We start from the raw sequence: 21,219 nt of genomic DNA on the forward strand, positions 1-21,219 counted from the left end.
CACCTCCTGAACCCGCTAGGGTACCTTCATGAAATACAAGGACTTGCGTGATTTCATCGCGCAGCTGGAACAAAACGGACAGCTCAAGCGCATCAGCCGCGAGATAGACCCCTATCTGGAGATGACCGAGATCAGCGATCGAACCCTGCGTGCGGGTGGCCCGGCCCTGCTGTTCGAAAACCCCAAGGGCTACGGCATGCCGGTGCTGACGAACCTGTTCGGCACCCCGGATCGGGTCGCCATGGGCATGGGTCAGCCCAACGTCGGTGCCCTGCGTCAGGTGGGCACCTGGCTAGCCTATCTGAAGGAGCCGGAGCCGCCCCGCGGTCTCAAGGAGCTGATGGAGAAGCTGCCGATCTTCAAGCAGGTGCTCAACATGCCGACCAAGCGGCTCTCCTCCGCCCCCTGCCAACAGATAGTGCAGGAAGGGGAGGCGGTCGACCTGGATCAGATCCCGATCCAGCACTGCTGGCCCGGCGATGTGGCGCCGCTGGTCACCTGGGGGCTGACCATCACCCGCGGCCCCTACAAGAAACGGCAGAACCTCGGCATCTATCGCCAGCAGAAGATCGGCAAGAACAAGCTGATCATGCGCTGGCTGGATCACCGCGGCGGCGCCATCGATTTTCGCGAGTGGCAGGAGGCCCACCCGGGCGAGCGTTTCCCGGTGGTGGTGGCGCTCGGCGCCGATCCTGCGACCATACTCGGCGCCGTGACGCCGGTGCCCGACACCCTCTCCGAATACGCCTTCGCCGGCCTGTTGCGGGGCAGCCGCACCGAGGTGGTGAAGGCCCTGAGCTGCGATCTGGAGGTGCCCGCCAGCGCCGAGATCGTGCTGGAAGGCTATCTGGAGCCGGGGGAGATGGCGCCGGAGGGTCCCTATGGGGACCACACCGGCTACTACAACGAGGTGGACGAATTCCCGGTGTTTACCATCACCCACTTGACCATGCGCCGCGATGCCATCTATCACAGCACCTACACGGGTCGCCCGCCCGATGAGCCGGCGGTGCTCGGGGTGGCGCTGAACGAGGTGTTCGTGCCGCTGTTGCAGAAGCAGTTCCCCGAGATAGTGGACTTCTACCTGCCGCCGGAGGGGTGCTCCTACCGGATGGCGGTGGTGACCATCAAGAAGCGCTACCCCGGCCACGCCAAGCGGGTGATGCTGGGGGTCTGGTCCTTCCTGCGCCAGTTCATGTACACCAAGTTCGTGATCGTCTGCGACGACGACATCAACGCCCGTGACTGGAAGGATGTGATCTGGGCCATCACCACCCGGATGGATCCGGCGCGGGATACCACCCTGATCGAGCACACCCCCATCGACTACCTCGACTTCGCCTCGCCGGTGTCGGGGCTCGGCTCCAAAATGGGGCTGGATGCCACCAACAAGTGGCCGGGGGAGAGCAACCGGGAATGGGGCCAACCCATAGTCCAGGATGCCGCCGTCAGCGCCAGGATCGATGAGATCTGGGCCGAGCTGAAGATCCTCGACTGAGCCTCACCCTGTGCGCCCGCTGGTCCCGACACAAAAGATCGGTATTAGCGGGCTGAATTGGGTATGCTCGACTGACCTGACCAGCCGCTGGTCGCCAGATCACAGTGAATCAATGAGCGAAGCGGGCCGAGCGAGCCCGTCACAAGGACAAGAATGCAACGTATCAAGTGCCGCGTAGAGGAACTGCGCGAATATGTCGACACCATCTGGCACGTGGCCCTGGCGCCGCAGCAAGCCATCAGCTTCAAGCCGGGCCAGTATCTGCTGGTGGTGATGAGCGACTCGGACAAGCGCCCCTTCTCCATCGCCAACTCGCCGACCCGCTCCGGTGTGCTGGAGTTGCAGATAGGCGCCACCCCTGAAAACGCCTATGCCGGCCAGGTGCTGGCTCGCATGCGCGAGCAGGGCGAGATCGAGATCGAACTGGCGGCGGGCAAGGCCTTCCTGCGTGACGAATCGCCGCGTCCCCTGATCCTGATGGCGGGGGGCACCGGTTTCTCCTACGCCCGCTCCATCCTGGAGTATCTGATCGCCAGCGACAGCAAGCGCCCGGTGTTCCTCTACTGGGGCGTGCGCCAGGCGCACTGGCTCTATGAGCAGGAGCAGATGCTGCAGTGGGAGCGGGACTATGCGCCGCTCACCTTCGTGCCCGTGGTGCAGGAGCCGGAGGCCGACTGGACCGGCAAGACGGGTCTGGTGCACAAGGCCATCATGGACGACTTCGTCAGCCTGCACGACTACGACATCTATGTGGCGGGCCGCTTCGAGATGGCGGGTGCGGCGCGGGAGGAGTTCAAGGTGCTGGGGGCCGAGCCAGAGCGGATCTTCGGCGACGCCTACGAGTTTATCTAGGCGATAGCCGGCGTCTCTTCGCTGTTCCAGAAACAACAAACCCCAGCCTGGCTGGGGTTTGTTTTATGTGCCGTCGAGGCAGGTGGTTCGAGCCCGACGTTCGGCGTGATTACTCACCCTTGGCACCGAGTTGCTGTTCCAGCTGGGCCAGCTTTGCCTCGAGGGCGGTCAGCTTCTCCCGGGTGCGCAGCAGCACCTTGGTCTGCACATCAAACTCTTCGCGGCTGACCAGGTCCAGCTTGTTGAGCTGGGCCTGCAGTACCTGACGAGTCTTCTTCTCCACCTCTTCACCCATGCTGCGAATGCCGGGCGGCAGGGCGTTGTGTACCTGTTTGGCGATCTCTTCCAGTTTCTTCGGGTCGATCATGGGGTTCTCCTTAAGCAATGGGCCATTCTACCGACAAATCCCCCTCTTTGCCGAGATCGGGGTGGCTTTTTGCGTGTCGGGTCCAAACAGGCTCTGGTCGGGTCTGGCATTGTGCCGAATGCTGTTACCCTCCGCCAGCGGGGTCAATGCCAATTCCTTGATGTTGTACACAAAAAAATCAGATCAGATGACCGACCAGATGCTTATAAATTGTTGCGTTGCTGTTAATATGGTTCGGTCGGGTTTGGACGCTACCCCGTCAGGCTCATCATGGATAACAACATAAAAGAGATAAGGATATGAAAAAAAAGCTAATTTATGCAGCGGTCCTCAGTGCGCTACTGAGCGGTTGTGGTGGCAGTGACGATAATAAAGGCGATACCTCAAGCTATCTCGATTACCTGCTGAGTGGCTCCAATGCGACCCGACCCAGCGCCCTGGCTGCTCGCGCGACCGACGGCACCCTGAAGTTCTCGACCGAAACGGCCGATCTCTCCAACCCGGTCTCCGCACTCTCCACCCTGGATGGCTGGTCCACGACCCAGGCCATCCAGATAGTGCCGGTGACCGCCTCCGGCATCACCGTCAAGGCGCCGACGGCCACCGAATTTGGTGCCTCAGTGGCCCCGCTCTATCTGCTGGAGCTGGCTTTTGACAGCGCCGCTCTGCGCCCGAGCGGCGTGAAGAAGGTGCTGGCCTACGGGGTGGACTTCGTGGTCGCCGAGTCGGCCGGCAAGCTGAACCTGGTGCCGCTCAAGCCGCTCAATCCCTCTTCCTACTACATGATAGTGGCCACGGATGCGCTCAAAGACAGCAGCGGCAATCCCCTCAAGCCGGGCAGCGACTATAGCAACTACAAGAGCAACACCGGCAGCAATGCCCAGGAGCAGACCATCAACGGCCTGATCACCCTGCAAGAAGGGCTGTTCAAGGCTGCCACCGGCATCACCAGCGATCACGTGATCTTCTCCGACTGGTTTGGTACCCAGTCCGGTGCCGATGTGCTGGTGGCGGTGAAAGGGGCGGCCGCCTCTGTGTTGAAGGGCAGCCCGACCCTGGATGCCGCCGTCCTGTGGAAACAGGATGCCAAGGGCAATACCAGCCTGCCTGGTACCTACACCCTGGCGGTGACCGGCAGCAATGCCTTCCTGACCCAGCTGGATGCCGAGCAGTTCCTGCCCCAGGAGCAGAAGGATGCGATTGCTACCGCCTTTGGCGCCGGCACCCCGCTCAACGGCCTGGCGCAAGCCACCAAGGTTTACAGCGGCACGGTCAAGCTGCCTTACTTCCTCTCCTCGCCGGCCACCGCCGGTTCCTGGGACAAGGCCAGGACCCAGTCCTGGCACGGTGCCATCCCCAGCCTGTACGCCATCGCCAATGCCCTGAAAGCCTCGGACAGCGAGGTGATCGGCGGCCTGGTGGGCGCCGGGGTGGACCCGGCCCTGCTGGGGGCGCTGATCGCCGATCCTAGCCGCCAGGCCGAACTGCTGGCGGAGGCGAGCAAGCTGATTGGGGTAACCCTCACCTCCGGCGGCAAGCCGCTGGATGCCGAGATGAATATCGGCCGCTTCAACCCGCTGCCGGCACTGGAAGAGGTGCAGTCCGTACCGATGCGCGTCTTCGCCAAGGATGCGCTCAACACCATCACCGATGTGATCATCTATCAGCACGGCGTCACTTCGGTGAAGGAGAATGCCTACGCCCTGGCATTGGGTCAGATTGCGGCCGGTGCCCAAGCGGGCAAGAAAGTGGCCCTGGTGGTGATCGATCATCCGCTGCACGGTGAGCGTGGCTATGCCCTGAGCGGCAGCATGGCGACCGTGACCACCTCCGATAACCCGACCCCCTATCTGAACCTGAGCTACCTGACGGTGGCGCGGGACAACCTGAAACAGAGCGTGGCGGATCTGCTGGGCCTGCGTCTGGCGGTGGGGTTGGCCAATGCCAAGGGAGCCTTGGGCGCGGCTGGCGTCAAGGTGCACTTCCTGGGTCACTCCCTGGGGGCCATCTCGGGTGCCAACCTGTTGGCAGTCGCCAACCAGTCCCTCGGCAATCCCCAGGCGGATGCCCTGTTCAAGTTCGACACCGGTGGCCTGGCCATGCCGGGTGGCAGCATAGCGCCGTTGCTGCTGAACTCGCCGACCTTCGGCCCGACCATCAAGATGGGCGTGCTGACCGGCGGCAGCCCGGAGTTGAAGACGGCTTTCACCGCCTATGCCCCGAGCTGCAAGACGGCGGTAGCGAGCTGCTTCGTCAACGAGTTCCTGCCGAGCCTGGACGCTACCGCTCAGGCGAGCGCGGCCGGTACGCTGCAGAGCTACGTTTTCGCGGCCCAGTCGGTGCTGGATTCGGCTGACCCGATCAACCTGGCCCGTGGCATCAAGGCCGACTTCCCGCTGTTTGCCACCGAAATTGTCGGTGACGGCGCCCTGAGCCTGTCGGATCAGGTGATCCCGAACAGCATCGCGAGCGCGCCGCTGGGAGGCACCGAGCCACTGTTCCGGATGCTGGCACTGCAGCCGCTGACCGCAACCGGCGCGGCCAACCACCACGCGGCCCGCTTCCTGGCCGGTGGTCACAGCTCGCTGCTGGCACCGGATGACAACTTCGATCCGACCGGTGCGGTCACGACCGAGATGCAGACCCAGTTCGGCAGCTTCTTCATGAGCGGTGGCACCGCGGTCAAGGTGACCGACGCCAGCCTGCTCAAGCAGTAAGCTATCTTGGTAAGCCAATAAAAACGCCGCCCCAAGGGGCGGCGTTTTCGTCTGTGGCAATCAGAGCAATAGCTGTGGATCAGGTGGGTCTGTGGTGCCGATCCAGCCAGCCTTGCAGCAGGCCCACCAGCAGACCCGTCAGATGGGCGATGTTGGCGGTGGGCGTGCCGAGCATGTCGAAGAAGCCGAGCGCCATCCAGAACAGCATGAAGCCCATCAGCGCCGGCGGCAGGCTGAGGCCGCAGGCCGGTTGCAGCTTGGCGCGCAGCCAGCAGTAGCCGAGCAGGGCATAGACCACCCCGGAGAGGCCACCAAAGCGCGGGCCGCTCGCGAAGAACTCCGCCACGTTGGGCAGGGCTGCGCCGACGATCAGCAGGATAAACAACTTGCCGCTGCCCAGACGCTGCTCGATCTGGCCCCCCAGATACCACCACCACAGCAGGTTGAACACCAGGTGCAGCACCGAGAAGTGGATGAAGGCCGGGGTAATGTAGCGCCACGCCTGCCAGTCGGTGAACTGGGCCAGGGTCGGATGGAACGCCAGCTGGTCGAAGATGGGCAGGCCGATGGCATCGAGGGCATAGATGGCCAGGCAGGCGATGATGACCACCAGGGTCAGGGGCCCCGCCTGATGGAGAAAGTCGGTGATGGGATCCGTCATCCCCTTGCTGTAGTCGATGCGGGCATCGGCCCGGCCGGACTGCCAGGAGGCCTCCATGTAGCGGGGGTGGTTCGGTTCGGCCAGGAAGCGCTTCACCTCCAGCTGGGCCTGGGCGAGGCGCCGCTCGTCCGCCAGCCAGACCGAGACGCCGAGCTCGGACTGGGTCAGCTCGCACGGGATGCCCAGGGTGGCGAGGTAGTCCACCAGCGCCTGGGCCATGCGGGCGTCGCCCAGCACCAGCAGCTGGATCATGCCGGATGAGGGGGAGTTGCCTGCCTCCGTCATGCGTCCCCCGCCTGAATGGGGAACTCCCTGCGCCAGGCCTCGAAGCCGCCATCCAGACTGTAGACGGCGTCATAGCCCTGTTGCAGCAGGTACTGGGCCGCGCCCTGGCTGCTGTTGCCGTGGTAGCACATCACGATCACCGGGGTGTCGAAGTCCACCTCGTTCATAAAGCGAACCAGAGAACCATTCGTTAAGTGGAAGGCGCCGACCGCGTGGGCCGCCTCGAACGATTGGGGATCGCGAATGTCCACGAGGCGGGCCTCACCGGCCTCCAGCTTCTGGTGGGCATCCTGGGCGTTGATATGGGCAAACTGGTCCACTGACATGTCCTGCGAATAGATGATTGAGAGCCAGTTTACCGCAAGCGGTGGCTGGTGCTAAGCCCGCAATGCGGGCTGTCATGCAGTGGGGCGGGATCGCAATTTCCTTCAATACCCGGCACCGCCTGCTGGCTAGTCTGGGGCTCCCTATCGATGAGGAGTTCCCATGGACGCGAGTCTGTTGTTATCCATGGCCGGCTTTGCCCTGGCCATGTCCATCTCCCCCGGCCCGGTCAATCTGGTCGCCCTCAGCACGGGGGCCCAGTATGGCTTCTGTGCCAGCCTGCATCACGTGGTGGGGGCAACGCTGGGCTTTATCCTGCTGCTCCTGCTGATGGGGCTGGGCCTCGGCGCCGCCCTGTCACGGTGGCCCATGGCGGCTGGCACCCTGCACTGGGGCGGCATCCTCTTCCTCTGTTACATGGCCTGGCAGCTGGTGATGGACGGGGGCAGGGTGGAGCGGGCTGACGGGAAGCCACCCGCCTTCCTGTACGGCGCCCTGATGCAGTGGCTCAACCCCAAGGCCTGGCTGGCGGCCAGCATGGGGATGGGGGCCTATGGCGGTGCCGGCGGCATGGGGCAGATAGTCTCCTTCACCGCGCTCTATCTGGTGATCTGTCTGGGCTCCATCGCCTGCTGGGCCTATGCCGGCAGCTGCCTGCAGGAGGCCTTGCTCAAGCCCCGCCGGTTGCGCTGGTTCAACCGCTCCATGGCCCTGTTGCTGATGTTCAGCGCCGCTTACCTGGGGCTGGCCGAGGGCTGAGCTGCAACCGGTATTGGCCCGGGGTGGCGGCGACCCGCCGTTTGAACTGGCGCTGGAAATGCGCCTGATCGGCGAAGCCGCTCGCCAGGGCGACCTCGGCCAGGGGGTGCCCCTGCCTGAGCAGGGTGCGGGCGTGACGGATGCGTTGATCGAGCAGGTAGGCGTGGGGCGTCATGCCGTAATGGTGGCTGAAGGCGCGCACGAAGTGGGAGGGACTGAGCCCGGCGACCACGCTCAGTTGTTGCAGATTGAGCGCGCTGGCACTGTCATCCTGCATCAGCTCGGCGGCCCGTTGCAGGTGCAGCGGCGGGCGATCATCCCAGCTGGCGGGGGTCAGCCTGGCCAGCAGCTGGTGCCCGAACAGCTGGCAGGCCACCCCCTTGGCCAGCGGATCCTGCCCCTGCAACAGCGCGCGGTGCAGCCGCTGCAATGCCAGATAGAGCACGGGATCCCGGCTCGCCGTCATGTCGAAGGGGCGGAATCGGGATCCCAGTCCCGCCTCTTCCTGCAGGCCGTGCAGCCAGTCGGTATCGAGGTAGAACATCAGATAGGACCAGGGCTGGTCGGCGATGGGGTTGCAGGCGTGCACTTCTTCCGGGTTCATCAGCACCAGGTGGCCGCTGCCGACCTCCTGATTGCTGCGCTGGTTGAGGTAGTGGCTGTGGCCACCGGTGATGGCGCCGATGGAGAAGTGGGCGTGGCTGTGTTTGTCGTAGCAGACGTGGCGGCCATCCTGCACCGCCCGTGTCTCGATAAATGGCAGGGCCGGATCGCACCAGAAGTGATGGCGGTCCGGCCCAGGGTTGGTGGCGCTCATGACGGGCACGATGGCACCCTGTTGTCAGCCGCCAAGGTAGGCCTGACGCACCGCCGGGTTTGCCAGCAGGGCGGCACCCGTGTCTTGCAGCACCACCCGGCCGTTCTCCAGCACATAGCCCCTGTCCGCCAGCTTGAGCGCCTGGTTCGCGTTCTGCTCCACCAGGAAGATGGTCATGCCCTTCTCCCGCAGCTGCAATATGGTGTCGAAGATCTGCTGGATGATGATGGGCGCCAGCCCCAGGGAGGGCTCGTCCAGCAGCAGCAGGCGCGGCTTGCTCATCAGGGCGCGGCCTATGGCCAGCATCTGCTGCTCGCCACCTGACATGGTGCCGGCGCGCTGCTCGAGTCGCTCGTGCAGGCGCGGGAACATGGTGAACACCTGATCCAGCAGGGCCGGTTGCTCGGCCTTGTCGACGAAGAAAGACCCCATCAGCAGGTTCTCCTGTACCGTCAGGCGGGCGAAGATGCGGCGCCCCTCCGGGACCACGGCGATATCCTTGCGCATGATGCGGGCGGTGCTGAGGGAGCTTATCTGCTCCCCCTCGAACCAGATGCTGCCGCTGCTGGGCTTGGGTTCGCCACAGAGCGTCATCAGCAAGGTGGTCTTGCCGGCGCCATTGGCGCCGATCAGGGTGACTATCTCGCCCTCTTTGACCTCGACGCTGACATCGTGCAGCGCCTGGATCTTGCCGTAATGGGTCGATACGTTGCGAAGTTCTAACATCTTTTTGTCCTTACGACTCGCCCAGATAGGCCTTGATCACGGCCGGATTGTTGCGGATATCAATCGGCTTGCCATGGGCCAGCGGCGTGCCCTGATTGACCACGAAGATGCGATTGGAGATCTCCATCACCAGCTTCATGTCGTGCTCGATCAGCAGGACGGAGACGCCAAACTCGTCCCTCAGGCTGGTGATGAGCTCGTTGAGCTCGTCGGTCTCGTGGGGGTTGAGGCCGGCGGCCGGCTCGTCCAGCATCAGCAGCTCGGGCCTGGTCGCCATGCAGCGGGCGATCTCGAGCCGGCGCTGCTGGCCATAGGCCAGGTTGCCGGCGGCGCGGTTCGCGAGATCCTTGAGGCCGACCTTCTCCAGCCAGAAGGCGGACTGCTCCAGCCCCTCTTTCTCGGCGCGGCGGAAGGCCGGGGTCTTGAACAGACCGGCCAGAAAACCGGTATTAAGATGCCTGTGCTGGGCGACCAGCAGATTTTCCACTGCCGTCATTTCCTTGAACAGACGAACGTGCTGGAAGGTGCGCACTATGCCCTTGCGGGCGATGAGGTGGCCGGGCAGGCCCTGGATCTCCTCGCCACGATAGCGGATGGTGCCGCCAGTCGGGCGGTAGAAGCCGGTCAGGCAGTTGAAGATGGTGGTCTTGCCGGCGCCGTTGGGGCCAATGATGGAGATCACTTCCCCCTTGTCCACGTCCAGCTTGACGCCGTTGACCGCCAGCAGACCCCCGAAGCGCATCGACAGATCAGAGACATCCAGCAACTTGTTGTTTGTGTTGTTCATGTTGCTCATTTTCGTAGCTCCAGGTGAGGGCGGCTCATCGGCAGCAGGCCCTGGGGTCGCCAGATCATCATGAACACCATCAGCAGACCGAACATCAGCATGCGGTACTCGTTGAACTCACGGGCCAGCTCCGGCAGCACCGTCATCACGATGGCGGCCAGCACCACCCCGATCTGGGAGCCCATGCCCCCCAGCACCACGATCGCAAGGACGATGGCCGACTCGATGAAGACGAAGGACTCCGGGCTGATGAAGCCCTGGCGCGAGGCGAAGAAGCTGCCGGCGAAGCCCGCGAAGCAGGCCCCTATGGTGAAGGCGGTCAGCTTGATGATGGTGGGGTTGAGGCCCAGCGACTTGCAGGCGATCTCGTCTTCCCGCAGCGCTTCCCAGGCGCGGCCCAGCGGCATGCGCAGCAGGCGGTTGATGACGAACAGGGTGGCGATCACCAGCAGCAATGCCATCAGATAGACGAAGATGACCTTGTGATTGGCGTTGTAGGCGATGCCGAAGAAGTCGTGGAAGGTGCCGAAGCCCCCGTCCTTGACGGTGCGGTTGAATTCCAGGCCGCCGAGGGTCGGCTTGGGAATGCCGGAGATGCCGTTCGGGCCGCCGGTGAGGCTGGTCATGTTGTTGAGCAGGATGCGGATGATCTCGCCAAAGCCCAGGGTGACGATGGCCAGATAGTCTCCTCGCAGCCGCAACACCGGGAAGCCGAGCAGGAAGCCGAAGGTGGCCGCCGTCAGGCCGGCGATGGGCAGACACTCCCAGAAGCTCAGCCCGAAGTAGGTGTTGAGCAGGGCATAGCTGTAGGCACCGACCGCGTAGAAGCCGACGTAGCCGAGATCCAGCAGACCGGCCAGACCCACCACCACGTTCAGGCCCAGCCCCAGCATGATGTAGATCAGCGCCAGGGTGGCCAGATCGATGGCACCGCGGGAGGCCATGAAGGGCCAGCTCACCGCGAACAGCAGCACCAGCACGGCGGTGAGGTTATAGAGCTTGGGTGCCTCTTCCGGGCTGGGCAGCACCAGCTTGGTGAAGCCGACGGAGAAGCCGCTGATGGAGGCCTGGAACAGCCTGGCGATCTGGCCGCGCAGCATCTGGAACCAGAACACCAGGGCGGCGCCCCCCAGCAACCAGGCGAGAGACACATCGAGCCGGCTCACCACCAGCAGGCGGTTGCCGTCGGTCTCGAGCTTGAAGCCGAGCAGCCAGAAGGAGAGCACCAGCAGCATCAGGCTGGCGATGCAGGCATGGATAAATTGACGCTTCATGCTTTCACCTCCGGATTGTGCTGGTTAACGACGCAGGTACGGGTAGTTGGATGTGTCATACCTTCTCGACCTCCGGGCGACCCAGGATGCCGGTCGGCATGAATAACAACACCGCGATCAGCAGGGCAAAGGCCATCACATCCTTGTACTCGGTGCTGAGATAACCGGCGGTGAGCGCCTCGACCACGCCGAGCAACAGGCCACCGATGACGGCGCCCGGGATGCTGCCGATGCCGCCCAATACCGCGGCGGTGAAGGCCTTCAAGCCGGCCATAAAGCCGAGATAGGGGTTGATGACGCCGTAATACATGCCGAGCAGCACGCCCGCGACGGCGGCCAGGGCGGCCCCCAGCACGAAGGTGATGGAGATGACCACGTGGGTATCTATGCCCAGCAGGTTGGCCATCTTGATGTCTTCAGAACAGGCGCGGCAGGCGCGGCCCATGCGGGAGCGGCCGATGAACTGGGTCAGCGCCAGCATGGTGATGAAGGTCACCACGAAGATGATGAGCTGCATGTAGGAGAGGCTGGCCTGGAAGCCGTCCTCGGCCCCGAAGTTCCAGCCGCCGGAGATCAGGGTGGGCATGGCGATATCGCGCGAGCCCTGGGCCATCCGCATCATGTTTTGCAGGAAGATCGACATGCCGATGGCTGAGATGAGGGGGATGAGGCGATTGCCGCCCCGCAGCGGGCGATAGGCGACCCGCTCTATGGTCCAGCCATAGCTGCCGGTGATGATGATACTGACCAGGAAGGCGCCGCCCAGCAGCAGTACCGTGCTGTCGATGCCCATCATGGCGAGCCCTGCCATCACCATGAAGGCGACATAGGAGCCGATCATGTAGACCTCGCCGTGGGCGAAGTTGATCATGCCGATGATGCCGTAGACCATGGTGTAGCCGATGGCGATTAACGCATAGGTGCTACCAATGGTTAACCCGTTCAGCAGCTGCTGAACCAGATAAAGAAGGTGTTCGGACATACTGCGTTCCCTGTACTTGCCCGCAAAGAAAGGAGGGGGTGACGCTTGTCACCCCCGACCGGCAGATTATTTGAGTTGAGTGGAGGTACCATCGGCGTGCCACTGGAACACACCGAACTCGAAGCCCTTCAGGTCACCGTTCGGTGCCCAGGTCAGGGGACCCATAACGGTGTCGATCGGTGCGGCCTTGATGGCGGCAGCCACGGCAGCCGGATCATCTTCACCCGCCTTGGCGATACCGGCCGCCAGGGTTTGTACCGCGGCATAGGTAGTCCAGACGAAGGGGCCTGAGGAGTCCTGACCCTTGGCCTTGAACGCAGCGACGATGGAGGCGTTGGCAGGCAGCAGGTCATATTTGTTCGGCAGGGTGACCAGCAGGCCTTCGGAAGCCGGGCCGCCGATGGCGGAGATGTCCTTGTTACCCACGCCTTCCGGACCCATGAACTTGGCCTTCAGACCCTTCTCGCCCGCCTGGCGCAGGATCAGACCCAGCTCCGGGTGGTAGCCGCCGTAATAGACGAAGTCCACGTTCTCTTTCTGCAGCTTGGCGATCAGGGCGGAGAAGTCCTTGTCGCCGGCGGTGATGCCTTCAAAGGCCACTACCTTGACGCCAGCCTTCTCCAGCGCAGCCTTCACACTGGTGGCGATGCCTTCACCGTACTGCTTCTTGTCGTGGATGACGGCCACGCGCTGGGGTTTGACCTGTTCGATGATGTACTTGGCGGCGGTCGGGCCCTGGTCGCTGTCCAGACCTATGGTACGCATGGTCAGCTGATAGCCACGCTCGGTGATCTTGGGGTTGGTGGAGGCCGGGGTGATCATCAGCACGCCTTCATCTTCATAGATGTCGGAGGCGGGCAGGGTGTTGTCGGAACAGAGGTGGCCGACCACGAACTTGACGCCGTCGTTGATCACCTTGTTGGCGATGGCCACGGCCTGTTTGGGGTCGCAGGCGTCGTCATAGATGACGGCTTCGATCTGCTTGCCCTTGATGCCGCCTGCCTTGTTGATCTGCTCGACCGCCATCTTGCCGCCGGTGAACTGCATGTCACCGTACTGGGCGACCGGGCCGGTCAGCGGGCCGGCGATGCCGATCTTGATGGTGTCGGCCGCGTTGGCCATGGAAACCGATCCAAACAGAGCCAAAGAAACCGCTGCTCTGATTGCCATTTTGCTCAAGTTATGCATTGATTCGTCCCTTAATCAGTGAAATGTTTCGTTTTTTGCGCATCATTCCGAGCCTGTATCCCGTCAGCCCGGTAATAGACAAGGTTCTATCATCCCTCGCCGTGCCATGACAAGATGTTAAAGATACTAACCGGGGAGGGGGTGTCAGTGGTTTTGTGGAGCTAATGCGCTGCTATTTCTGTTTTTGTGGAATTTAATTCTGGATTTGTCGGTTAACAACTTAACAACATGGCGTGGGGGTGGCAAAAGTCAGAGTAAAAAACTGGCGATATTTCGCTCTGCGCCTGCTCTCATTTTGACCAAAATTCGTTTGCGCAAATAGAAATGTCCGCCTAGATTAGCCAGCATTGACAATTCGCTGGCAGCTCCCGTTAAAACCAAGCCTTTATTCGGGAAATCTGCTACTGTTCCGCTTTTGATCTTCAGGAGACAGAGATGGCCACTATCAAGGATGTCGCTTCCCGTGCAGGCGTATCCATCTCCACCGTCTCACATGTACTCAATCACACCCGTCGGGTCAGCGAAGATGCGACTCAAAAAGTGCTTGAGGCGGTGGCAGAACTCAACTACGCGCCGAACTCGGTGGCGCGCAGCCTCAAGATAAATTCGACCAAGACCATCGGCATGCTGGTGACCACCAGTGCCAATCCCTTCTTCGCGGAAGTGGTGCAGGGGGTGGAAGCCTACTGCTTCGAGCAGGGCTACAGCCTGATCCTGTGCAACACCGAAAACCAGCCGCCCCGTCAGCAGCACTATCTGCGCATGCTGATGGAGAAGCGGGTGGATGGCCTGCTGGTGCTGGGAACCGACATCGACACCCCGCTGCGCGACATGCTGCGCATTCACAAGAACGTGCCACAGGTGGTGCTGGACTGGGGCACCGAGTGCGATTTCGCCAACGTGATCAACGACAACGCCCGCATAGGCGCGCGTCTGGCGGTGCGCCATCTGCTGGAGCAGGGCCATAAAGAGATCGTCTGCATCACTGGTCAGCTCTCCAAACCGACCACCCAGCAGCGGCTGGACGGGGTGCGCGATGCCCTGGGCGAGCACGGCTTGACCCTGAAAGAGGAACAGATCTTCGAGGGTGACTACGAGAGCCAGAGCGGCTTCGATGCCATGCAGCGCATCCTGGCCCTCAAGCCGCGGCCGACCGCGGTGTTTGCCTTCGACGATCCCATGGCCATAGGTGCCATCTGCGCCGCCTGGGAAGCCGGGGTCAAGGTGCCTGACGACATCTCCATGATTGGCTATGACGATATCGAGATGGCGCGCTTCTCCAGCCCGCCGCTTACCACCATTCGCCATCCCAAGGCCGAGCTGGGCCTGCTGGCGGTGCAGCATCTGGTGAGCCGGATCCGCAACAAGGCCCTGGAAGTCGAGTCCATGACGGTCCAGCCTGAGCTTATCGTCCGTCGCTCGGTCAAGTCCCTGCGCTGACCCTCCAGCGGCATCCGATGCAACGAAAAACCCCCTCCGTCAGGAGGGGGTTTTTGTTTATGGGCGCCGCGCGCCTTGTCTCAGTCTTTGAGGCCGAGCCGCCTCGCGAGGCGGTGCAGGTTGCCGCTGTCGAGCTCCAGGGCGCGGGCGGTGGCGGCCCAGTTGCCGTCCTGGGCCGTCAGGGCCTGCTCTATCAGGGCGAGCTGGAAGGCATCGGTGGCGGCGCGCAGCCCCAGGCCAGCAGTTATCGGCGGCGATACCGGTTCCGTGGGGATGCGGGTGGATGCCGGGATTGGACCTGAAGCCGTCAGATTGAAGTGATGGCTGCCGAGGGTCGGCGTCTGGCTGCCCTGCTCGGCACGGGCCAGCACGGCGGCGCGGTGGATGGCGTGCTCGAGTTCGCGCACGTTGCCCGGCCAGTCGTGGCGATCGAGCAGTTGCAGCGTCTGGGGCTGGATGCGCAGCCGCTCCAGCCCCAGGCTGACCCGGCAGCGTTCGCAAAAATAACCGGCAAGCAGGGGAATGTCGTCCGGCCGCTCCCGCAGCGCGGGGGCGTGGATCGGGAACACGCTCAGCCGGTGATAGAGATCGGCCCTGAACTGCCCCTCCACCACCGCCTGCTTCAGATCCCGGTTGGTGGCGGCCAGGATGCGCACATTGACCTTGAGGGGGGTGTCGTCACCGATCCGCTGCAGATCGCCGTATTGCAGCACCCGCAGCAGCTTGGCCTGCAGCGGCAGGGAGAGCTCGCCGATCTCGTCGAGAAAGAGGGTGCCTCGGTCGGCCAGTTCGAACTTGCCCGCCCTGTGGTGGATGGCGCCGGTGAAGGCCCCTTTCACGTGGCCGAACAGCTCGCTCTCCGCCACCGACTCCGGCAGGGCGGCGCAGTTGAGGTAGACCAGCGGCGCCTTGGCGCGCAGGGAGCCCTGATGCACCGCCTTGGCGATTAGCTCCTTGCCGACCCCCGTCTCCCCCAGGATCAGCACGTTCAGCTCCGAGTTCGCCACCACATCGATCTCGTGGCGCAGCCGGGCCATGGCGGGGGAGTGACCTATCATCTCCGGCTGGCCAGGGCCGGTCCGGGCGCCGGGGACGAGGGGCTCGCTGCTCTGGCGGGCGAGCCGTTCCAGCAACAGGGCGTTGCTGAGGGCGGCGGCGGCCAGGGCCCCCACCAGGCGCAGCTCCTCGTCGCTGATGCCGTCGAACTGGGTCGGGTTCATGCCGTCTATGGTCAGGGCGCCGATGAGGGCCTGATCCGAAAACAGCGGCAGGCCGACGCAGGCGTGCACCCTGAAGTCGTCGTGATCCGGGATCAGGCCGTCATAGGGGTCGGGCAGGTTGCTGTCGGCGGGGAAGCGCACCACGTCGCCGGCGCGGGCTATGGCCTCCATGCGCGGGTGATCCTTGAGGGCGAAGCGGCGGCCCAGCACGTCCTGCATCAGGCCGTCGATGGCCAGCGGGATGAACTGGCCCCCCTCGTAGCGCAGCAGGGCCGAGGCATCGGAGTGCAGCAGGCTGCGCACGCTCTGGATCAGGCGGTGGAATCTGTCCTGATGGGAGATGCCGAGTTGCAGGTCGAGGGCGATGCGCGCCAGGCTGTCGGTCGAGATCACGATGATTGTCCAAATGACAGTGTATTTGTGATTTTGACTATAGAGAGAAGCTGTCTAAATGACAATGTCAGATATTGTAATCTAGTAAAAACAATAGGTTATAAGTTGGCACGTCCGCTGCAATAGGGAATTCAGTCACACATTCACTATTGCCTGCTGAGGAACTGCCTGATGAGCATTCACGTCAAAAACAACATCCACTGGGTCGGCCAACGGGACTGGGAGGTACGCGACTTCCACGGCACCGAGTACAAGACCCACAAGGGCACCAGCTACAACAGCTACCTCATCCGCGAAGGGAAGAACGTGCTGATCGACACGGTGGATCACAAGTTCAGCCGCGAGTTCGTGCAGAACCTGGCGGCGGAGATCGATCTCGCTTCCATCGATTATGTGGTGATCAACCACGCCGAGGAGGATCACGCCGGCGCCCTGACCGAGCTGATGGCCCGCATCCCGGGCACCCCCATCTACTGCACCCACAACGCCATCGACTCCATCACCGGCCACCATCATCACCCGGAGTGGAACTTCCAGCCGGTCAAGACGGGGGACAGCCTGGACATAGGCAACGGCAAGCAGCTGGTGTTTATCGAGACCCCCATGCTGCACTGGCCCGACAGCATGATGACCTACATGACGGAGGATGCCGTGCTCTTCTCCAACGACGCCTTCGGCCAGCACTACTGCGATGAGCACCTGTTCAACGACGAGGTGGATCAGACCGAGCTGATGGAGCAGTGCCAACGCTACTACGCCAACATCCTCACCCCCTTCAGCCCGCTGGTGACCGCCAAGATCAAGGAAGTGCTGGGCTTCAACCTGCCGGTGAGCATGGTGGCCACCTCCCACGGCATCGTCTGGCGCGAGGATCCCACCCAGATCATCCTCAAATATCTGGAGTGGGCGGATCACTACCAGGAGGATCGTATCACCCTCTTCTACGACTCCATGTCCAACAATACCCGCATGATGGCGGACGCCATCGCCCAGGGCATCCACGAGGTGGATCCGGGCGTGGCGGTGAAGATCTTCAACGTGGCGCGCCACGACAAGAACGAGATCCTGACCCAGGTGTTCCGCTCCAAGGGGGTGCTGGTGGGCTCCTCCACCATGAACAACGTCATGATGCCCAAGGTGGCGGGCATGCTGGAGGAGATCACCGGCCTGCGCTTCAGAAACAAGCGTGCCGCCGCCTTTGGCAGCTACGGCTGGACCGGTGGCGCCGTGGACAGGATCCAGACCCGGCTGATGGACGCGGGCTTCGACATCAGCATCTCCCTCAAGACCAAGTGGCGGCCGGATGGCTCGGCGCTGGCCGAGTGCCGCGAGCATGGCCGCCAGCTCGCCCGCCAGTGGGCGCTGCACCCGCTGGAGGCTCCCCGTCCGATCACCACAACCGCCGTGACGGCGGCGCCTGTGGTGGTAGCTCAGGCCTCTCAAGCCGCCGCCTCGGCCGCCAGCACGCTGGACGATGACCAGAGCATGCTCTGCGTGGTCTGCCAGTGGGTCTATGACCCGGCACTGGGCGAGCCGGATCAGCTGGTGGCACCGGGCACTCCCTGGGCCCAGGTACCTGACAGCTTCCTCTGCCCGGGCTGCGGCATCGGCAAGGAGGTATTTGAACCCTGTGGGGCGGAGGCCTGTGTATGAACGCAGCAACTCAGAGTGACGCCGGTGTCTGCCGGGAGATAGTGGTGATCGGCAGCGGCTTCGCCGCCCAGCAGCTGGTCAAGAGCCTGCGCAAGCTGGACGGCGAGCGGCCCATCCGCCTCATCACCGCCGACAGCGGCGACGAGTACAACAAGCCGGACCTGAGCCACGTGGTGAGCCGGGGGGGCAGCGCCGCGGCCATGACCCGGCTGAGCGGCAGTGAATTTGCCGAGCAGCAGCGCATCACACTGCTGCCCCACTGCCCGGTGCTCGGTATAGATCCCGCCCGCCGCACCCTGTTGACCGCACAGGGAAGTTTTCCCTACGGTCAGCTGGTGCTGGCCACCGGTGCCAGCGCGGCGCGGCCCGATATGCCGGGGGGCGAGCATCTGGTGACCCTCAACAGCCAGCGGGAGTATGCCGCCGCCGAGGCATCGATCCGTCAGGCTCGCCGCATCATGATATTGGGGGCCGGGCTGATTGGTTGCGAGCTGGCGATGGACATGGCGAGCGATGGTCGCGAGGTCACCCTGCTGGACTTGGCCGAGAGCCCGCTGAGCAGCCTGTTGCCGGCGGCCCTGAGCCAGCCGTTGCTGCAGGCACTGCGCGAGCAGGGGGTGAGGCTGCAACTGGGGCTGGGCATCGCCGGGATAGACGCCCAGCCCGGTGATGGCTGGCGAGTGACCCTGAGCGACGGCCGTACCTGCGAGCAGGATCTGGTGATCGCCGCGATCGGCCTGCGGCCGAATCTGGCCCTGGCTCAGGGGGCCGGGCTGGCGGTGGGGCGCGGCATACTGATCGATGACCTGCTGCGCACCAGCGATCCCCATATCTTCGCGCTGGGGGATTGCGTGCAGTGGCGGGGGCAGCTGCTCCCCTTCCTGCAGCCCATAGTGCTGGGGGCCAGTGCCCTGGCCCGCACCCTGCTTGGCACCCCGACCCCGCTGACCCTGCCGCCCATGCTGGTGAAGGTGAAGACCCCGCGTTATCCGCTGCAACTGGCTGGCCGCACCCAGGGCGAGGATCTGGCCTGGCAGTGCCACTGGAACAGCCACGGCATGGTGGCCGAGGCGCGCGGTGCAGATGGCGAGCTGTGCGGCTTCGTGGTGGGGGGCGACAAGATGAGCGCCGCCTTCCCGCTGCTGCGCCAGCTGCCCCGCTGATCCGTCAACTATTCAAGGCCGGGCAGACCGGCCCTTCGAGGAGAATTACCATGTCCATGCAGCTTATTCCCACCCATTGGGTCGTTCGTCGCTCCACCCCCTTCTTCACCCGCGCCAACGTGCCGCCGGCCCTGCTCAGCCATCACAACACCGCGGCCGGGGTGTTCGGCCAGCTCTGCGTGATGGAGGGCACCGTCACCTATCACGGCTTCGCCGACGAGCGGGCCGAACAGCCTGAGATCAGCCTGGTGATCCACGCCGGCCAGTTCGCCACCAGCCCGCCTCAGTACTGGCACAGGGTCGAGCTGTCCGAGGATGCCCGCTTCAACATCCACTTCTGGGCCGAGCAGGGTTCGTCGGATCAGCCCCTGTTCAACAGCCGAAAATAATAAGGTTCAACAGCCGCAAGGGGGGAGTCACCGGGGATGGATCGGTGCGAATGACCCCATTGCCCATGCAGATCAAATTAATCAACTCAGATGTTGGTTACCCTGAGCCCCTGATCCGGATGAGCGCAGTGAGGGAAGCATGAGTGTGATCGAAGCCGTGACCATGGCCGCTGGCCTGGTCTATCTGGTCCTGCTGTTGTGGCAGGGGCGATCCGGTTGGTCATGGACTCTCTCCCTCGTGCTGGCCGGTGCCGCCTGGCTGGTGGCGGCGGACTCGGTGCTCTGGCTCGCGCTGGGGCTGGTGGTCGGTAGCCTCGGCCTGCTGCACCGCATCCGGCCCTTGCCCGTGCTGGCCGAGATCAGCAGCCAGCCGCTGCGGGCCTGGACACGCCACCTGTTGCTGCTCTGCTGGGGGCTGGTGACGGTGCAGTACAGCATTCATATCTGGCAGCTGGGGCAGGGGGAGACTCCCTGGCTGATGCGTCCTGACGTGGTAGACGGCTTCCTGCCCATCGCCGGCGGGCTCGGGTTGCGGGCCTGGCTCGGCCAGGGCATCCAGGATCCGCACCATCCGGCGGCGACCATCACAGTGCTGGTGCTCAGCCTGTCGGCCCTGCTGCTGGGGCGGGCGTTCTGTGCCTGGTTCTGCCCGCTCGGGCTGGTGGGGGAGTGGCTGCACGGCCTGCGCAGCCGATGGATAGCGGGGGAGTGGACGCCGCCGCGCTGGCTCGATGCCGTGCTGCGTTCCCAGAAATTTCTGGTGCTGGCTTTCCTGCTGTTTATCGTGCTGATCGCGGTGCCGAGCGTCGCCCTGCCCGGCTACTTCACCAGCCCCTACCATCAGGCGGCGGACATGAAGATGGGGGCCTTCTTCTTCAACCTGAACCTCCTCTCCGGACTCTGCCTCGGCTGGGTGCTGCTGCTCACCGTCGCCTTCCGGCAGGGGTTCTGCCGCTACCTCTGTCCCTACGGCGCCTGGCTGGCCCTGCTCGGCCTGGTGACGCCGCTGCGCATTCGCCGGGATCCGGCGCGCTGCCTGAGAAGCCAGGGCCACGACTGTGACAGGTGCAGCCGGGCCTGTCCTTCCCGCATCCAGGTGCACCAGCTGATCGCGGTGCGCAGCCTGGAGTGCACCAGTTGTATGAGCTGCGTCGCCGCCTGCCCCAAGCGGGCCGATGCGCTGCACCTTGGCAGCAAGGCGCGCAGGCTTGAGCCCCGTTGGCTGCTGGGTCTGCTCTGCCTGCTGTTGTTGATATTGCCGCTGCTCTCATACGGCTTGCTGGATATCTGGGTCAGCCAGACGCCGCTCGCCGACCGATACGAGTTGCTGCAACGGCTGCCCTGGCTGAACCATTGAGGCTGCGCAGGGAAGGCGTGATGGTTAAATGGCGTTAACGGGGGAGTGAGCCATATATTGCTCTCCCGATAAAACTGTTAGCGCCATCCCAAATATCTGATCTCGTAATTGATAATGAAGGGCTGCCATCCATAATAGGGTGCGTTAATGCTGCGTTATTCATTTCAACCAGATGAGCAACAACATGGCTACCCTGATCGCTTCACCCAAGTGGTTTACCCTGGATCACAAGATCGCCTTCTTCTTCCCGCTGTAATTCCCGCGGCCGCTTGGCTATTGCTGACAATAATCCAAGCCTGCCCGAATCCCTGAACCGAAATAATCTGCACCCTCGCTCGCCATATTGATTGGCGGGGCGCCGGCGTGC

20 protein-coding genes are annotated in these 21,219 nt (G+C 63.4%); 10 read left to right on the forward strand and 10 right to left on the reverse strand.

Features of this window, described 5'->3' with window-relative positions; genetic code table 11:
* The first annotated feature begins 28 nt into the window (after positions 1 to 28).
* Both ubiD and fre read left to right on the forward strand, forming a co-directional pair.
* The gene (gene ubiD, locus LG30_RS0120320) at positions 29 to 1,498 is read left to right on the forward strand and encodes a 4-hydroxy-3-polyprenylbenzoate decarboxylase (protein WP_033132517.1); all 1,470 of its coding nucleotides are present in this window, start codon (positions 29 to 31) and stop codon (positions 1,496 to 1,498) included.
* Positions 1,499 to 1,651: 153 nt separating this feature from the next.
* The gene (fre, locus tag LG30_RS0120325; protein WP_033132518.1) at positions 1,652 to 2,350 is read left to right on the forward strand and encodes an NAD(P)H-flavin reductase; all 699 of its coding nucleotides are present in this window, start codon (positions 1,652 to 1,654) and stop codon (positions 2,348 to 2,350) included.
* A 109-nt stretch (positions 2,351 to 2,459) separates the two neighbouring features.
* On the opposite strand, the gene ubiK is transcribed toward fre, so the two are convergent.
* The gene (gene ubiK / locus LG30_RS0120330; RefSeq protein ID WP_033132519.1) at positions 2,460 to 2,717 is read right to left on the reverse strand and encodes a ubiquinone biosynthesis accessory factor UbiK; all 258 of its coding nucleotides are present in this window, start codon (positions 2,715 to 2,717) and stop codon (positions 2,460 to 2,462) included.
* Positions 2,718 to 3,016: 299 nt separating this feature from the next.
* On the opposite strand from ubiK, the gene LG30_RS0120335 reads away from it, so the two are divergent.
* Entirely contained in the window at positions 3,017 to 5,434 is a 2,418-nt protein-coding gene (locus LG30_RS0120335) for a VolA/Pla-1 family phospholipase (protein ID WP_033132520.1), read from the forward strand.
* A 79-nt stretch (positions 5,435 to 5,513) separates the two neighbouring features.
* Here LG30_RS0120335 and glpG read toward each other — a convergent pair whose 3' ends face one another.
* Both glpG and glpE read right to left on the reverse strand, forming a co-directional pair.
* Positions 5,514 to 6,347, reverse strand: a complete 834-nt coding sequence (gene glpG, locus LG30_RS0120340; protein WP_033132560.1) for a rhomboid family intramembrane serine protease GlpG — start codon at positions 6,345 to 6,347, stop codon at positions 5,514 to 5,516.
* A gap of 29 nt (positions 6,348 to 6,376) precedes the next feature.
* Positions 6,377 to 6,700 (reverse strand): thiosulfate sulfurtransferase GlpE, encoded by a 324-nt coding sequence (gene glpE, locus LG30_RS0120345; RefSeq protein WP_033132521.1) that lies wholly within the window; start codon positions 6,698 to 6,700, stop codon positions 6,377 to 6,379.
* A gap of 166 nt (positions 6,701 to 6,866) precedes the next feature.
* Here glpE and LG30_RS0120350 point away from each other — a divergent pair, with 166 nt between their 5' ends.
* Complete coding sequence (locus LG30_RS0120350; protein ID WP_238566469.1) at positions 6,867 to 7,463, forward strand: LysE family translocator; 597 nt, start codon at positions 6,867 to 6,869, stop codon at positions 7,461 to 7,463.
* Here the strand turns inward: LG30_RS0120350 and LG30_RS0120355 are convergent.
* From LG30_RS0120355 to LG30_RS0120380, 6 genes are all read right to left on the reverse strand, one after another.
* Positions 7,429 to 8,280, reverse strand: a complete 852-nt coding sequence (locus LG30_RS0120355) for an AraC family transcriptional regulator (protein ID WP_033132522.1) — start codon at positions 8,278 to 8,280, stop codon at positions 7,429 to 7,431. The two genes, LG30_RS0120350 and LG30_RS0120355, sit on opposite strands and share 35 nt — an antisense overlap.
* 24 nt (positions 8,281 to 8,304) lie before the next feature.
* The gene (locus LG30_RS0120360) at positions 8,305 to 9,006 is read right to left on the reverse strand and encodes an ABC transporter ATP-binding protein (RefSeq protein WP_033132523.1); all 702 of its coding nucleotides are present in this window, start codon (positions 9,004 to 9,006) and stop codon (positions 8,305 to 8,307) included.
* 10 nt (positions 9,007 to 9,016) lie between these two features.
* Positions 9,017 to 9,802 (reverse strand): high-affinity branched-chain amino acid ABC transporter ATP-binding protein LivG, encoded by a 786-nt coding sequence (livG, locus tag LG30_RS0120365; RefSeq protein WP_374941506.1) that lies wholly within the window; start codon positions 9,800 to 9,802, stop codon positions 9,017 to 9,019.
* Positions 9,799 to 11,067, reverse strand: coding sequence for a high-affinity branched-chain amino acid ABC transporter permease LivM (locus LG30_RS0120370; RefSeq protein WP_033132524.1), 1,269 nt, complete (start codon positions 11,065 to 11,067; stop codon positions 9,799 to 9,801). The genes livG and LG30_RS0120370 overlap by 4 nt, the downstream gene beginning before the upstream one ends.
* A 55-nt stretch (positions 11,068 to 11,122) precedes the next feature.
* Complete coding sequence (gene livH / locus LG30_RS0120375; RefSeq protein ID WP_033132525.1) at positions 11,123 to 12,049, reverse strand: high-affinity branched-chain amino acid ABC transporter permease LivH; 927 nt, start codon at positions 12,047 to 12,049, stop codon at positions 11,123 to 11,125.
* 66 nt (positions 12,050 to 12,115) lie between these two features.
* A complete protein-coding gene (locus LG30_RS0120380; RefSeq protein WP_033132526.1) occupies positions 12,116 to 13,237 on the reverse strand; it encodes a branched-chain amino acid ABC transporter substrate-binding protein in 1,122 nt (373 codons plus the stop codon).
* Between the two features lie 435 nt (positions 13,238 to 13,672).
* On the opposite strand from LG30_RS0120380, the gene LG30_RS0120385 reads away from it, so the two are divergent.
* Entirely contained in the window at positions 13,673 to 14,677 is a 1,005-nt protein-coding gene (locus LG30_RS0120385) for a substrate-binding domain-containing protein (protein WP_033132527.1), read from the forward strand.
* An 80-nt stretch (positions 14,678 to 14,757) separates the two neighbouring features.
* Here LG30_RS0120385 and norR read toward each other — a convergent pair whose 3' ends face one another.
* A complete protein-coding gene (norR, locus tag LG30_RS0120390) occupies positions 14,758 to 16,290 on the reverse strand; it encodes a nitric oxide reductase transcriptional regulator NorR (protein WP_033132528.1) in 1,533 nt (510 codons plus the stop codon).
* A gap of 171 nt (positions 16,291 to 16,461) precedes the next feature.
* Here norR and norV point away from each other — a divergent pair, with 171 nt between their 5' ends.
* The 5 genes from norV (at position 16,462) to tnaC (ending at position 21,108) form a co-directional block, all read left to right on the forward strand.
* Entirely contained in the window at positions 16,462 to 17,943 is a 1,482-nt protein-coding gene (norV, locus tag LG30_RS0120395; protein ID WP_033132529.1) for an anaerobic nitric oxide reductase flavorubredoxin, read from the forward strand.
* Complete coding sequence (norW, locus tag LG30_RS0120400) at positions 17,940 to 19,106, forward strand: NADH:flavorubredoxin reductase NorW (RefSeq protein WP_033132530.1); 1,167 nt, start codon at positions 17,940 to 17,942, stop codon at positions 19,104 to 19,106. Before norV ends, norW begins: the two co-directional genes overlap by 4 nt.
* Positions 19,107 to 19,156: 50 nt before the next feature.
* Complete coding sequence (locus tag LG30_RS0120405; protein ID WP_033132531.1) at positions 19,157 to 19,495, forward strand: TehB family protein; 339 nt, start codon at positions 19,157 to 19,159, stop codon at positions 19,493 to 19,495.
* Positions 19,496 to 19,634: 139 nt separating this feature from the next.
* The gene (locus LG30_RS0120410; protein WP_033132532.1) at positions 19,635 to 20,852 is read left to right on the forward strand and encodes a 4Fe-4S binding protein; all 1,218 of its coding nucleotides are present in this window, start codon (positions 19,635 to 19,637) and stop codon (positions 20,850 to 20,852) included.
* Positions 20,853 to 21,036: 184 nt separating this feature from the next.
* A complete protein-coding gene (gene tnaC, locus LG30_RS23040; protein WP_420796358.1) occupies positions 21,037 to 21,108 on the forward strand; it encodes a tryptophanase leader peptide in 72 nt (23 codons plus the stop codon).
* The last annotated feature ends 111 nt before the right edge of the window (positions 21,109 to 21,219 follow it).

The organism is Aeromonas aquatica, assembly GCF_000764655.1.
Taxonomy (GTDB): domain Bacteria; phylum Pseudomonadota; class Gammaproteobacteria; order Enterobacterales; family Aeromonadaceae; genus Aeromonas; species Aeromonas aquatica.

What these genes read in the sequence shown, in the direction of transcription:
- norV (WP_033132529.1), top strand. Translation starts at nt 16,462, where the DNA reads ATGAGCATTCACGTCAAAAACAACATCCACTGGGTCGGCCAACGGGAC.
- LG30_RS0120380 (WP_033132526.1), bottom strand. Translation starts at nt 13,237, where the DNA reads ATGCATAACTTGAGCAAAATGGCAATCAGAGCAGCGGTTTCTTTGGCT.
- LG30_RS0120350 (WP_238566469.1), top strand. Translation starts at nt 6,867, where the DNA reads ATGGACGCGAGTCTGTTGTTATCCATGGCCGGCTTTGCCCTGGCCATG.
- glpG (WP_033132560.1), bottom strand. Translation starts at nt 6,347, where the DNA reads ATGATCCAGCTGCTGGTGCTGGGCGACGCCCGCATGGCCCAGGCGCTG.
- LG30_RS0120385 (WP_033132527.1), top strand. Translation starts at nt 13,673, where the DNA reads ATGGCCACTATCAAGGATGTCGCTTCCCGTGCAGGCGTATCCATCTCC.
- LG30_RS0120410 (WP_033132532.1), top strand. Translation starts at nt 19,635, where the DNA reads ATGAGTGTGATCGAAGCCGTGACCATGGCCGCTGGCCTGGTCTATCTG.
- LG30_RS0120355 (WP_033132522.1), bottom strand. Translation starts at nt 8,280, where the DNA reads ATGAGCGCCACCAACCCTGGGCCGGACCGCCATCACTTCTGGTGCGAT.
- norW (WP_033132530.1), top strand. Translation starts at nt 17,940, where the DNA reads ATGAACGCAGCAACTCAGAGTGACGCCGGTGTCTGCCGGGAGATAGTG.
- LG30_RS0120405 (WP_033132531.1), top strand. Translation starts at nt 19,157, where the DNA reads ATGTCCATGCAGCTTATTCCCACCCATTGGGTCGTTCGTCGCTCCACC.
- ubiD (WP_033132517.1), top strand. Translation starts at nt 29, where the DNA reads ATGAAATACAAGGACTTGCGTGATTTCATCGCGCAGCTGGAACAAAAC.
- livG (WP_374941506.1), bottom strand. Translation starts at nt 9,802, where the DNA reads ATGAGCAACATGAACAACACAAACAACAAGTTGCTGGATGTCTCTGAT.
- livH (WP_033132525.1), bottom strand. Translation starts at nt 12,049, where the DNA reads ATGTCCGAACACCTTCTTTATCTGGTTCAGCAGCTGCTGAACGGGTTA.
- ubiK (WP_033132519.1), bottom strand. Translation starts at nt 2,717, where the DNA reads ATGATCGACCCGAAGAAACTGGAAGAGATCGCCAAACAGGTACACAAC.
- LG30_RS0120360 (WP_033132523.1), bottom strand. Translation starts at nt 9,006, where the DNA reads ATGTTAGAACTTCGCAACGTATCGACCCATTACGGCAAGATCCAGGCG.
- fre (WP_033132518.1), top strand. Translation starts at nt 1,652, where the DNA reads ATGCAACGTATCAAGTGCCGCGTAGAGGAACTGCGCGAATATGTCGAC.
- LG30_RS0120335 (WP_033132520.1), top strand. Translation starts at nt 3,017, where the DNA reads ATGAAAAAAAAGCTAATTTATGCAGCGGTCCTCAGTGCGCTACTGAGC.
- LG30_RS0120370 (WP_033132524.1), bottom strand. Translation starts at nt 11,067, where the DNA reads ATGAAGCGTCAATTTATCCATGCCTGCATCGCCAGCCTGATGCTGCTG.